The organism is Phycisphaerales bacterium (genome assembly GCA_016699835.1).
In the GTDB taxonomy this organism is placed as follows: Bacteria; Planctomycetota; Phycisphaerae; order Phycisphaerales; family UBA1924.
In genome coordinates, this window is record CP064987.1 from 2,259,029 (window position 1) to 2,271,407 (window position 12,379).

A 12,379-nucleotide genomic window follows, 5' to 3' on the forward strand; every position below is an offset into this window, starting at 1 on the left:
GATCTTTTCGGGCAATCGTGCTAGGCTGTGCCCCAATAGAAACCCCGGGCCCACGCCCAACGGAGTACGACATGCGTCCATGCCGATCGATCGCGTACCTTGCGGCGAGCCTCTCGCTGCTCATCGCCGCCCCGACTCTCGCCCAGATCACCGCGACGCCCATCGCCACGGGCCTCAGCCAGCCCGTCGGGTTCTATCACGTCCCCGCCGACGCGACGCGCGGCTTCATCGTCGAACAAAGCGGCCGCATCCGCATCTATGACATGATCGCCGGCACGGTCCTCCCCACGCCCTATCTCGACATCTCCACGATCATCTCCTCCGGTGGCGAACGTGGCCTCCTCGGCCTCGCCTTCCACCCCGACTTCCAGTCCAACGGCTTCTTCTACATCAACTACACCAACACCGTCGGCAACACGGTCATCGCCCGATACACCGCGACCACGCCAGCCGCCAACACCGCCAATCCGGCCTCGGCCTTGATCCTCCGCACGATCACCCAGGACTTCGCCAATCACAACGGCGGACACCTCGCCTTCGGACCCGATGGCATGCTCTACGTCGCAATGGGCGACGGTGGGAGCGCCAACGACCCCAACGCCCGCGCCCAGAACAACGCCTCGCTTCTCGGAAAAATCCTCAGGCTCGATGTCAACGACCTCTCTGCCACCGATGGCGATGCCACCTGCATCCCCGACAACAACCCCTTCCGCGGCGCGGGCGATCCCCTCGATGAGATCTGGGCCAAGGGCATGCGCAACCCCTGGAAGTTCTCCTTCGATCGCGCCAATGGCAACCTGTGGATCGGGGACGTCGGACAGGCCGCCTTCGAAGAGATCGACTTCCAGCCCGCCGTCCAACTCGCCAATCCCGCGGATGGAAACAGCACCATCCTGAATGCCGCAACCGTCGCGGGACGAAACTACGGCTGGCGCTGCATGGAAGGAAACTCGTGCACGGGCCTCAGTGGCTGCATCTGTGGCGACACCGCACTCACCGGCCCGATTCATGCCGTCTCTCACGCCGGCGGCGTTTGTTCCATCACCGGTGGCATCGTCTATCGAGGCTCGGCCATCCCCGCGATACAGGGACAGTACTTCTACGCCGACTACTGCGCCAACTGGGTCCGCTCCTTCCCCGCGACGGGGGCTGTCCCCACCGCGGGCGACATCACCGACTGGACCAGCCTCCTCACCGGCGTCGGCAGCATCGTCGCCTTCGGTGAGGACCTCGCCGGAGAGATGTACATCGTGAGCATCGCGGGGACCATCTACAAGGTCGAGCCCCCGCCGCCTCCCGCATGCGGCTGCCCGTGCGAGATCACCGCCGCCGACGTGCTTGTCTTGAGCGATAACTTCCAGGCCAACTCGGGCTGGGCGCTCCAGGCTTCTTCGGCGGTCGATGGTCTCTGGCAACGCGGCACGCCCGTCGCCTCGCCTTCATACGCCTTCGACCCCACCTCCGACTCCGATGGCTCGGGCCTGTGCTGGGTCACCGAGAACTCCGATCCTGGCTCGCTCACAACGTCCGACGTCGACGGCGGTTCCACGGTCCTCGTCTCGCCCCTCTTCGATCTCATCACCATCGGCGGCGGCACGCCCGGCGGCGACATCACGCTCTGCTACGACTACTTCAACAATCTCTCCATCCCCGACGGCCAGGATGGCCTCTTCCTCGAGATCTCGAGCAACGGAGCCGCCGGCCCGTGGACACGTGTCGCCTCACACGCCGTCTCGAACGCTCTCGCCTGGACGCCCCATGCCGTCACACAGGCCGACCTCATCACCGCTGGCGTGAGCATCTCCTCCACCATGCAACTCCGATTCCTCGCGATTGACGCGGGCACTGCCTCGATCGTCGAGTGCGGCGTGGACAACTTCAAGATCTACCGCCACATCCCCATCACCGACTGCAACACCAACGGCATCGACGACACCCAGGACATCCTCAATGCGACCTCCGACGATTGCAACAACAACGGCATCCCCGACGAGTGCGACATCGCCTCGGGGTTCAGCGAGGACTTCGACGGCGGTCCCACCGGCATCCGCGCCGCGGGCGATATCTTCTTCAATACCAGTTGCGTCGGCTGCCACGGACCCAACGGCACAGGCGACGTCGGACCCAACCTCCGCAACAAGAGCCGCACGACGATCCGAAACCGCCTCACCTTCTCCATCCCGCACCCCGGCGGAGTCTTCCCCAACGCCACCGATCAGGACTTCGCCGACCTCGAGGCCTACCTCGCCGACGCTGGCAGCCGCGCCCGACCGGATCGCATCCCCGACGAGTGCCAGACGCTCCCCGATTGCGACAACGACGGCATCAACGACGGCAAGGAACTCGAACTCGCCACCCAGATCGATAGCGATTACAACGGTCTTCCCGATTCCTGCGAGTGCTCTGCCTCGCCGACGATCACGACCGAGCCGATCGCCCAATCGATCCTGCCGGGCGAAACGCTGAATCTGAGCATCGCCGCAACCTCAACCGCACCCATCACCTACCAATGGCGCAAGAACTCGGCCAACATCACAGGCGAAACCACGCCATCCCTGGTCATTCTCAACGCCCAGTTCTCGGACTCAGGGCTGTACGATGCCACCGCCACCAATGTCTGCGGCACGTCATTTAGCACGCAGGTTCAGGTCGTCGTGAAGTGCCCCTCCGATGTTGATGACGGAAGCGCCACCGGCACGCCCGACGGCGGCACGACCATCGACGATCTTCTCTACTTCCTCGCCAGGTTTGATGCGGGGGATTCCGCCGTCGCCGACCTCGACGATGGAACAGGAACCGGCACCCCCGACGGCGGCGTCACCATCGACGACCTTCTCTACTATCTCACCCGATTCAATCTGGGTTGCTGAATCTTGCAGATCGAGCTCGACCCGGTCCATGGAATGTCAGGGATCAGACGACCAATCTCGCAAGAATCGAATGGTGATTTTTCTTGAAGCAAGTTAACATCAATTTGAGTCTTTGTTCGCTAGCGGTCACCAATGAAGCCCGTTCGTACCGCCGTATCTTTGGAGCCATACACGAATGAAATCCGAGTCTTGCCCTGTTGGTCTGGTCTCACTCTCGTCGGTCGTCATGGCGCTTGGGCTTGTCATGACCAGCGGCCTGGCCTTCGGTGTCGAGCGCAAGGTGCTCATCGTGGGGATCGATGGCATGCGCGCCGATTGTCTAATCGCCGCCAACACACCGAATATCGACGCGATCATCGCCGATGGAGCCGTCGATTGGACGTGCCAGGCCGAGGACATCACGATCAGCGGTCCGTGCTGGTCGTCGATCCTTACCGGCGTGCATCGCGCCAAGCATCTCGTGACGGGCAACTCGTTCGTTCCCAACGATTACCAGCACTACCCGCACTTGTATTCACGAATCCGTGAGCAGTGCAGCACCGTGCGAACCGCGTCGATCGTTCACTGGACTCCGGTGAACACGCAGATCCTCCAGGGAAACGCCGATCTCATCCTGTCGGGACTCACCGACGATCAGGTCCGAGACGCGTGCGTGACCGCCGTTTCTCAAGATGCCGCCGACGTGATCTTTCTCCACTTCGACGACGTCGATCACGCGGGTCATGGCTTCGGGTTCTCGCCGACTGTTCCGGAATACATCGCCACCATCGAAGCGACCGACGCCCGCGTCGGCGCGGTGATGGCGGCGATCCAGGCACGACCCACCTACGCAAACGAAGACTGGCTCGTGATTGTGGTGAGCGATCACGGCGGGAGCGGCACCTCGCACGGAGCCAACATCCCGGAGCATCGAACTGTTGCGCTTGTTGTCTCGGGCGATTCGACCGACTCCGGCACCACCATCCCGACGCCAACAACCATCGCCGACGTCTCGCCCACGGTCATGGCCTTTCTCGGATTGACCGTCGATCCCGCGTGGGGGTGGGATGGGCAAGCCGTCGGGCTTGACTTGGCAAACTCACCCTCGGTCCCTCTCTCGTGCCCCTCGATCGTCCCGCTCTTCTTCGAAGGGTTCGAGGCCGTCCCGCTTGGACCCAGCGTCAACGAACCCGTTGCCCAGGGAGTGTGGAGCGGCACACCGCCAATAGGCTGGTCGGTCGATGACACAGGTGTCCCTGGATTCAACGATCCCAACGTCGGCGTCACCGAGTGGGAAGGCTGGGCGTTCACGAACAATGACTGGTGGGTTTCTGTTGCCGCCGATCAGAATCGCTCGCAGTTCACACGTGGTCTGGGAGCGATCGCCGTTGCTGATCCAGACGAGTGGGACGATCGTGGCGCGCCATCCGCACTCGGCACCTATAACGCCCATCTGATCACGCCAGAGATCTCTCTCGCGGGCGTCAGGCCCGGAAGCGTTCGCGTCGAGTTCGATTCGAGTTGGCGCTTCGAGGGACTCCAGCGGGCGGAACTGACGGCCCGTTTCGATGGTGGAAGCCCCGTGACGCTCCTCGATTGGCGGTCCCAGGCGGGGACGAACTTCAAGCCCGACGCGACCAACGAAGCAGTCGCCATTACGGTCGACAATCCCCAGGGTGCGTCTTCGATGATACTCGATTTCGCACTCCTCGACGCCGGGAATAACTGGTGGTGGGCTATCGACAACCTCCAAGTGTTTGGGGAAGCATCGCTGTGCGTCGCCGATGTCGACGATGGCTCCACCTCGGGCACACCCGACGGCGGAGTCACCATCGATGATCTCCTCTTCTACCTGCTCATATTCAATCTGGGTGCCACTCGCGCCGACATCGACAACGGCACAAGCACAGGCATCCCCGACGGCGGCGTCACCATCGACGACCTGCTCTACTTCATCTCGAGATTCAATGCCGGTTGCTAAAAACTACTACACAAGTCAGGATTTTCAAATATCCGCGCCTGCAGACATCGCACGGTAACTTTGGGGTGTTGTACCCACGCAGCCATCTCACAAACACCGAATGCTGGCGTGAATTCACACATCTTTCGTGACAATTCCCGAATCGGCGGTACCATCGGCCCATCCAAAGGCCGGCGAACCTTGTGTTTCGTCGGCATGGCCGCGGCATGTCAAATCATGTGCCCGCGTGGTTGGAACCGTACGAATGAAGATCGTCAACCAGATACGGACCAGTGGAGTGTCACTCTCGAGCCTTGCGTGCCTCGCCACTTGGAGCGCGATCGCGCCGATCGCTCGCGCCCAGGAAGTGCCCACGTTCGAGCGCATCATCGTCGATCCCAACACCGCCGGTGATTGCAAAATGGTCGCCGACTTCGATGGCGACGGCTATCTCGATGGTGCCGTAGGCGGCAGCACCAGCGAGCACCTCAACTGGTACCACTATCCCACCTGGCAGCGCACCATAATCGCCACGCCGAATGTCGAGTTCTCCACAGATGGCGAGGCCGCCGACATCGATGGCGATGGCGACATGGACATTGTCCTGGGTGACGGTCCGACGGGCAACAACCTCATCTGGTTCGAAAATCCTCTCCTTCCCGATGGTGACCCCTTCGTTGGTTCCCAGTGGACCCGACACGTCATCGGCTCGCCCGGTTGGTGGGTCAAGGACGTCGAGCCCCACGACTTCGACGGCGATGGATTGATGGACGTCGCGATCCGCACCGAGACCGAGGCCGTGGTCTATTACCAGAAGGCCGGACTCGACTGGTCGCGATACAGCGTGGAGACCGGCCTGACCGGTGAGGGCATGTTCAGCGGCGACATCGATGGCGATGGTGATTTCGATCTGATTCTCCCCACGCATTGGCGAGAGAACCCCGGCGCACGCTCGACGACGTGGCCGACACGCGTCATCGATCCAAACATGATCGATGAGATCAAGGCCGTCGTCGCCGATCTCGACGGCGATGGAAACAACGAGATCGTTGTGACCTGCTCGGAATGCACCGCCGACGCCGTGTACTACACGCGCAGCGATCCGGGGAATCCGTACGGCTCGTGGACGCGCCGCGTTATTGTCGCAGGACTCGCGCGCGGGCACACGCTCCAGGCCGGAGACATCGACCTCGATGGGCACTTGGACCTGCTCATCGGCCAGATGCACACCTCCCAGGCGCGCGAGATCGCCATGTTCCTGAACCCCACGGGCGATGCCCTCCAGTGGGACCGCCACGTCATCGACACCATCGGGATGCACAACGGCGTCCTCGCCGACTTCGGCCGCGATGGCGACCTCGACCTCTTCGGCTCCAACTGGACTGGGAACGAGCCGATCCGTTTCTACGAGAACCAGACGCCCCAGACTCCGTTCTGCGTCGCCGATCAGGACGACGGCACAGGCACCGGCACCCGTGACGGCGGCGTCACCATCGACGACCTTCTCTATTACGTCCAGCTCTTCGGCCAGGGAGGCATCCGGGCCGACATCGACGACGGCACTGCCACTGGCCGGCCCGACGGCGGGGTCACTATCGACGATCTTCTCTACTACCTCGATCGATTCAACATCGGGTGCTAGTCCAAACTTCTCGGACGTTGAGTGGGGGCATCTGTGCCCTCGGGCATGCGCTTCCCGAGAAAATCCGCATCTTTTGCGCCCGATATTCCGCACTTTGCTGGCATTGCTGCGATCTTGGTGTACGTTCCCCGATGAGAGCACGGAGGATGTCCGTCCCGACGTGCGACGAATCCTAACACACACCGAGTGAGGGTGCATCATGATGCGTGGAGCAGTTCGTAACGGAGTAGTTGTCGCCGCAGCGTTTATCGCGAGCAGCGGCATGGCCCAGAATATCAACCTGTGTCAGAACAACAGTTTCGAGGTGCCCGGCATCGGGACCGACACCTTCCGATACCTGACCGGAGCCGATGCGACCCTGATGACCGGTTGGTCACTGGTCCACGACAACGTCGGCGAGGCGTCATACCTCTTCTCTCGGAACCTCTATCCCGTGTACAACGGCGACTACGCCGTCGCGCTGAATGACGGCGACGCGCTCGAGACCACCATCCAGACGTTCGGTGGCCTCCCGCACCTCGTCCGAGTCTATTTCGATCCCGCCGCGGGGTCGCCGATCCTCGTCCAGTGCGACACGCTCAGTCAGACCTTTGATCCCAACACCCAGGGCGAACTCACCCGGGCACCGGCCGCGGGCGAGCGTCAGTGGAAGAAGATCGATCTCCCCTTCATCGCTTCGGTCCCATCCCAGGGCGCCACGCTTCGCATCTCCAACCCGCCCGACGGGCAGGCCTTCGGCGGCGTGGGCATCGACAACATCGTCGTGTACAACTGCGTCTGGGCCTCGCGCGAGCCCCAGGGTGGCACCGCCCTCGTCGGCTCCACGTTCACGCTCTCGATCGAGCCCGCCGGGTCCGCGCCCTTTGGGTATGTCTGGCGGAAGAACGGCGTGGACATCCCGGGCGCCAATGGTCAGCAACTGATCCTGGCTGACATCCAGCCCGCAGACGCCGGTGATTACTCCTGCGTCATCACCTCGCCCTGTGAGAACTACTACTCCGAGTTCGCCCGCGTCGTCGTCAGCACCGCCTGCCCCGCCGACATCGATGACGGAACCGGCACGGGCACGCCCGACGGCGGCGTGAACGTCGACGACCTCCTCTACTTCTTCGAACTCTTCAACGCCGGCGACATCGCCGCGGATCTCGACGACGGCAACGGCCTGGGCACCCAGGACGGCGCCGTCACCATCGACGACCTGCTCTTCTTCATCTCCCGCTGGCGCGCGGGCTGCTAAGCAAAACCATCCACCATCGCGGCCTTAACTGGCCGCGTTGGTTTTCTGGAACGGAATCCACCCATGACCCCGCGCTCCGTGTCTCGTGCCCTTGTTCTATGCGCGCTCTCGGTTTCACCCGCAGCGATCGCAGGGGCCGGCGTGGGCAATGGGTCCTTCGAGATCCCGGGATTCTTGCCCTCGCCAAACTATCGCTATCTCGTTGCCGACGACCTGGCTCTGCTGGACGGGTGGTCGATCACAACCGACGCGAGCGGCGAGGCGTCCTATCTCTACCACAAATCACGCTACGGCGTGCTCGACGGCGACTTCGCCCTCGCCCTCAACTCCGGCGACGCGATCTCGCAGCCCGTCACGCTCATGCCGGGCGTGCCGAACCTGGTTCGACTCCATCTCGACTCGGCCGCGGGGAGCGACCTTCGCGTCCAGTGCCTCAACATCGACTCGACCTTCGAGACGCCCAACGCCGGCGTCTCCACCGGCGTGCGCGCCAGCGGCGATCGGCCCTGGCGCCGAGTCGATTTCACCCTCACGCCCACCGTCGCCGACGCCACGCTCACGATCTCCAACCTCGGCACCACCGAGTTCGGTGTCGTCGGCTTGGACCAGATCTCCGTCCAGTCCTGCCTCTGGATCAATCGCGAGCCCATCGGTGGCGTCGCTTTCGTCGGCGCGTCCTATACGTTGAGCGTCGAGACCGGTGGCACGACACCCACCGCGTACCAGTGGCGCAAGAACGCCACGCCGATCGATGGCGCCACCGGCGCGATGCTCGTTCTCGCCGACGCGCAGCAAAGCGACCAGGCGGACTATGACTGCGTGATCACCGCGTCCTGCGGCACGACCACGACACGAGTCGCCCGAGTCCTCGTAGACACCTCCTGCCCCGCCGACGTCGATGATGGCAGCGGCACGGGCACACCCGACGACGGCGTCACCGTCGACGATGTCCTCTACTACGTCGAGATCTTCCAGTTGGGCGATGTCGCCGCCGATCTCGACGACGGCACCAGCACGGGCACGCCCGACGGCGGGGTCACCGTGGACGATCTGCTCTTCTTTCTCCTGCGTTTCCAGGCCGGCTGCTAAGGACTCCCGCAGCGTGCCGAGGCCCAGACCACGCCATACCATGCCCCGTGCCATCGTGGGGATGTGCCCCCACGCAACGAGTCGGCATGGAACCAAATTCGTGGTCACACCACGCGGCGACAGGGGTGAGCGTCCCGCATGAAACTCCCGGCGGATCGAGTCCACCAACTCCGCAAGCACTACGAGGGCAAGCCCGTCTGCGTCACCGGCGGCGCGGGCTTCATCGGCGGACACCTCGTCGATGTCCTCCTCTCCATCGGCGCCAAGGTCACCGTCATCGACGACCTCTGCAACTCCACACTCGAGAACCTCGCCCCGCTCATCGAACTCGAGCCAGAGCGAGTCCGCTTCGTCCATGGCTCGATCCTCGACGACGAGGCCCTCCACGACGCCTGTGAGGACGCCCGGGTTATTTTTCATCTTGCGGCCCTCGGCTCGGTTCCGCGCTCGGTCGAGGAACCGCAGCGAACCTGGAGCGTGAACGCGACCGGCACGCTCCGTGTCCTCGAAGCCGCTCGCAAGGCCAAGTCCGACCGAGTGGTCTTCGCCGCATCGTCCTCGGCGTATGGCGACCAGCCGAATCTCCCCAAGGTCGAGACCCAGCCCTCGCAGCCACTCTCCCCCTACGCCACCAGCAAACTCGCGGGCGAGGAGTTGTGCTACACCTGGTCGCAGTGCTATGGCCTGTCCACGGCGTGCCTCCGTTACTTCAACATCTTCGGGCCACGCCAGTCCGCCGATAGTGCCTACGCCGCGGTCATCGCCGCTTTCGCCAAGAGGCTCCTCTCGGGCGAGGCGCCGACGATCTTCGGCGACGGTGAGCAGACCCGCGACTTCACCTTCGTCGCCAACGCCGTCCTCGCCACCCTCCTCGCCGGGTCGGCCCCCAAGCCCCTCAAGGGGAACGTGATGAACATCGGGACGGCCAGACGCGTGAGCCTGAACGAACTCGCCGCGGTCATGATGAAGTTGACCGAGAGCCAGCCCCACCTCACGCCCACGCACGCGCCGGTCCGCGCCGGCGACGTCCGCCACTCGCTCGCCGACATCACCGTCGCGAGGGAGTTGATCGGGTACGAGCCATTCGCGACGCTCGAATCGGGCCTCGCCGAGACCATCGAGTGGTACCGCCGGGCCTTCGCGGGGACCTGAGCCATGATCCTCCGAGGCCTCTGGGAGACGAGCGCCGGCGTGCTGGAGTTGCTCCGCCTGGGCTTTCTTTCTCGATTCCGCTTCCGCGGGGCCTACTGGTCCTGGCGGATGCACACCGCCTTTGGTCGGGGTCTGCCCGCGTCAAGGTGGGAAGTCGTACGGGCGGCGATCGACTATGGCCGCTGGATCCACGCGATCCGACGACTTCGATAATGCCCCGGTAGCGTGGCCCGTGTACCCTTCAATCCACTCTTGATCCTCAAGTCTCGACCGTGTGGAGCGAACGACCATGGAACAGCCGTCCACTGCCCCCTCGCCCATGATGAAGTTCTTTCTTCCAGGCCTCGCCATCGGGTTCGTCGTCGGAGCACTCATCGGCGCCTTCGGGGCTCCAATGCTCTTCGAAAGCAGCGGTATCGAGGGTGTGAAGCCGCCCGCCGACACTCGCCCGACCACCAAGCCCACCGGCTCCAATCGAGAGGCGCTCCCAATCGAGCCGACAACGCCCACCGAGACCACGCCCGTGTCCGGCGCCGGCAGCACGCCGAGCGAGAATCCCGCGCCCTCCACCACGCACACGCCGTGAACGCCCACGACCAACTCGCCACGCTCGTCCGCCAGCACGCGCGCACGGCCCAGTTGCTCGGCGTCGACTTCGTTCCCGCCTATGGAACCGGAGGCACTCCACTATCGCCCGCGGAGTCTGCCGAAGATCCCGCAACCGGCTCGATGGTCGAGCCCAAGCCGGAGCGCCCTTCAACCACCCGCACTCGCCCCGAAGCCAAGCCGAGTGCTCCATCACGATCGGCCCCCGCCGCGAGCGAGGCCGTGTTCATGGCTCCCGCACGCCCCGTAACGCTCGAGGCTCGTGAGGGGCGGAAGGCCAAGGACATCCAGAAGCGCCTCGACGCCCTCCGCGCACGATACGAGCAGGACGCCCCGCACAAGGCCTTCGAGAACCACTCGCACAACATCGTCTTTGGCGAGGGCGACCCGCTCGCCTCCATCATGTTCATCGGCGAGGCGCCGGGCGAAGAGGAGGACCGCACAGGCCGTCCCTTCGTCGGGCGCGCCGGGCAACTCCTCGACAAGATGATCGTCGCGATGGGTCTCGCGCGAGCCGACGTCTACATCTGCAACGTCCTCAAGACGCGCCCGCCCAACAACGCCACGCCCACCATCCAGGAAGCCGCGGCGTGCGAGCCGTATCTCCTCGAGCAGGTCTCGATCGTCCTCCCCCTCGCGATCGTGACCCTCGGCAAGAGTGCCGCCCAGTGCGTGCTCCACACCACCGAAACTATGACCGCGATGCGTGGCTCGTGGCGCGAACTCGTCCTCCCCGACGGGACCGGCATCCCCGTCATGCCGACGTACCACCCCGCGTTCCTCCTGCGCAGTTACACACCGGAGAATCGCCAGAAGGTGTGGAGCGACCTCAAGAAGGTGCTCGAGCGCGTCGGGATCACGCCGCCCGCGAAATCCTCGACCTGAGACGTGCGTGCTTCAGCGATGCTGAATCAGAAACCCAATGGGACGGCCTGCTCGAGAAGATCATCGATGCTCGTCCACGTCTCGAGATCGATGGGCAGGTACACGCCGCGCTCGTGGTCGCTGTTGAGCACGATCGCGTTCGGCGGGACATAGCGGATCCCCGACTCAACCTTCTCGTGCCCCAGGATAAAGACGTTGACGCCCCAGCACTCGACGAGGTCCTCGAGGAGTTCCGCGTCATAGCCGCGCCCCCACGTCATGAGGTGGGCCGAGCCGGTGCGGGGTTCATAGTCCTCTCGCGTGAGTTCGCGGAAGAGGATCGAGGGGTCGAATCGTGCCATCGCCGCGGGTGGCGGCAGGCTGTGGGTCACCAGCAGGTGCCCCCTGGGCGTCACGCAGCGCAGCCCGATCGGGAGCGACCGAATGAACTCGTTGATCGCCTCCTCCACACGCTCAGTCTCAGAGCCAAAGACATAGTCGAGCCCGGCGCGGAAAGCGTCGACCGAGCGCACGCCATCCTTCACGATCGCCGTGTTCATCATCTGCGCCAGTTCGTGGTTGCCCAGGAGCATGTGGACCCGGTCGGGGTGCTCGGTCTTGAGGGCGGCGACGCGGGCGAGGACGCGGTAACTGAAGTCCATCCCGTTGATCAGGCGATCGGGGTGGATGATCTCGTGGAGCACCAGATGCACCGGCGCGGCGTGTCGCGGGGCCTCGGCACCCTCAGCGAGGCCCGACACCTGCAAGAGCCGCTCCATGTGCATCGGATTATCGTGCAGGTCGCCCGTCGCGATCAACGTCCCCGGCGACTCGATCTGGTCGATGGATCCCTTGCGCCCGGGCGCGGTGCGATTGGCGCGTGCCCCGCTCAGCAGGCACTCGCACACACTCGTCGCGTCCTGGAGATTCACCACCGATTCCACAAAGGTCTCCATGAAAGCCAAGGATCCGAGCCCGAT

At 64.0% G+C, this 12,379-nt stretch carries 10 protein-coding genes; 9 read left to right on the forward strand and 1 reads right to left on the reverse strand.

Annotated elements, in window-relative coordinates; all coding sequences use genetic code 11:
* Positions 1-71 precede the first annotated feature (71 nt).
* From IPK69_09335 to IPK69_09375, 9 genes are all read left to right on the forward strand, one after another.
* Complete coding sequence (locus IPK69_09335) at positions 72-2,870, forward strand: PQQ-dependent sugar dehydrogenase (protein ID QQS08197.1); 2,799 nt, start codon at positions 72-74, stop codon at positions 2,868-2,870.
* A 175-nt stretch (positions 2,871-3,045) separates the two neighbouring features.
* Positions 3,046-4,830 carry an alkaline phosphatase family protein gene (locus IPK69_09340; protein QQS08198.1) on the forward strand — a complete coding sequence of 595 codons (1,785 nt, stop codon included), beginning with the start codon at positions 3,046-3,048 and terminating at the stop codon, positions 4,828-4,830.
* 244 nt (positions 4,831-5,074) lie between these two features.
* Entirely contained in the window at positions 5,075-6,451 is a 1,377-nt protein-coding gene (locus tag IPK69_09345) for a VCBS repeat-containing protein (protein QQS08199.1), read from the forward strand.
* A 199-nt stretch (positions 6,452-6,650) separates the two neighbouring features.
* Complete coding sequence (locus IPK69_09350; protein QQS08200.1) at positions 6,651-7,688, forward strand: hypothetical protein; 1,038 nt, start codon at positions 6,651-6,653, stop codon at positions 7,686-7,688.
* 174 nt (positions 7,689-7,862) lie between these two features.
* A complete protein-coding gene (locus IPK69_09355) occupies positions 7,863-8,777 on the forward strand; it encodes a hypothetical protein (protein ID QQS08201.1) in 915 nt (304 codons plus the stop codon).
* A gap of 138 nt (positions 8,778-8,915) precedes the next feature.
* A complete protein-coding gene (locus IPK69_09360; GenBank protein ID QQS08202.1) occupies positions 8,916-9,929 on the forward strand; it encodes an NAD-dependent epimerase/dehydratase family protein in 1,014 nt (337 codons plus the stop codon).
* Between the two features lie 3 nt (positions 9,930-9,932).
* Positions 9,933-10,142, forward strand: a complete 210-nt coding sequence (locus tag IPK69_09365) for a hypothetical protein (protein QQS08203.1) — start codon at positions 9,933-9,935, stop codon at positions 10,140-10,142.
* Positions 10,143-10,218: 76 nt separating this feature from the next.
* Positions 10,219-10,515 carry a hypothetical protein gene (locus IPK69_09370; protein QQS08204.1) on the forward strand — a complete coding sequence of 99 codons (297 nt, stop codon included), beginning with the start codon at positions 10,219-10,221 and terminating at the stop codon, positions 10,513-10,515.
* A complete protein-coding gene (locus IPK69_09375; GenBank protein QQS08205.1) occupies positions 10,512-11,420 on the forward strand; it encodes a uracil-DNA glycosylase in 909 nt (302 codons plus the stop codon). The genes IPK69_09370 and IPK69_09375 overlap by 4 nt, the downstream gene beginning before the upstream one ends.
* A 26-nt stretch (positions 11,421-11,446) precedes the next feature.
* Here IPK69_09375 and IPK69_09380 read toward each other — a convergent pair whose 3' ends face one another.
* Positions 11,447-12,355: a metallophosphoesterase gene (locus IPK69_09380; protein ID QQS08206.1), complete on the reverse strand. Its 909-nt coding sequence runs from the start codon at positions 12,353-12,355 to the stop codon at positions 11,447-11,449.
* Between the last annotated feature and the right edge of the window lie 24 nt (positions 12,356-12,379).

What these genes read in the sequence shown, in the direction of transcription:
- IPK69_09370 (QQS08204.1), top strand. Translation starts at nt 10,219, where the DNA reads ATGGAACAGCCGTCCACTGCCCCCTCGCCCATGATGAAGTTCTTTCTT.
- IPK69_09365 (QQS08203.1), top strand. Translation starts at nt 9,933, where the DNA reads ATGATCCTCCGAGGCCTCTGGGAGACGAGCGCCGGCGTGCTGGAGTTG.
- IPK69_09340 (QQS08198.1), top strand. Translation starts at nt 3,046, where the DNA reads ATGAAATCCGAGTCTTGCCCTGTTGGTCTGGTCTCACTCTCGTCGGTC.
- IPK69_09345 (QQS08199.1), top strand. Translation starts at nt 5,075, where the DNA reads ATGAAGATCGTCAACCAGATACGGACCAGTGGAGTGTCACTCTCGAGC.
- IPK69_09380 (QQS08206.1), bottom strand. Translation starts at nt 12,355, where the DNA reads ATGGAGACCTTTGTGGAATCGGTGGTGAATCTCCAGGACGCGACGAGT.
- IPK69_09350 (QQS08200.1), top strand. Translation starts at nt 6,651, where the DNA reads ATGATGCGTGGAGCAGTTCGTAACGGAGTAGTTGTCGCCGCAGCGTTT.
- IPK69_09335 (QQS08197.1), top strand. Translation starts at nt 72, where the DNA reads ATGCGTCCATGCCGATCGATCGCGTACCTTGCGGCGAGCCTCTCGCTG.
- IPK69_09360 (QQS08202.1), top strand. Translation starts at nt 8,916, where the DNA reads ATGAAACTCCCGGCGGATCGAGTCCACCAACTCCGCAAGCACTACGAG.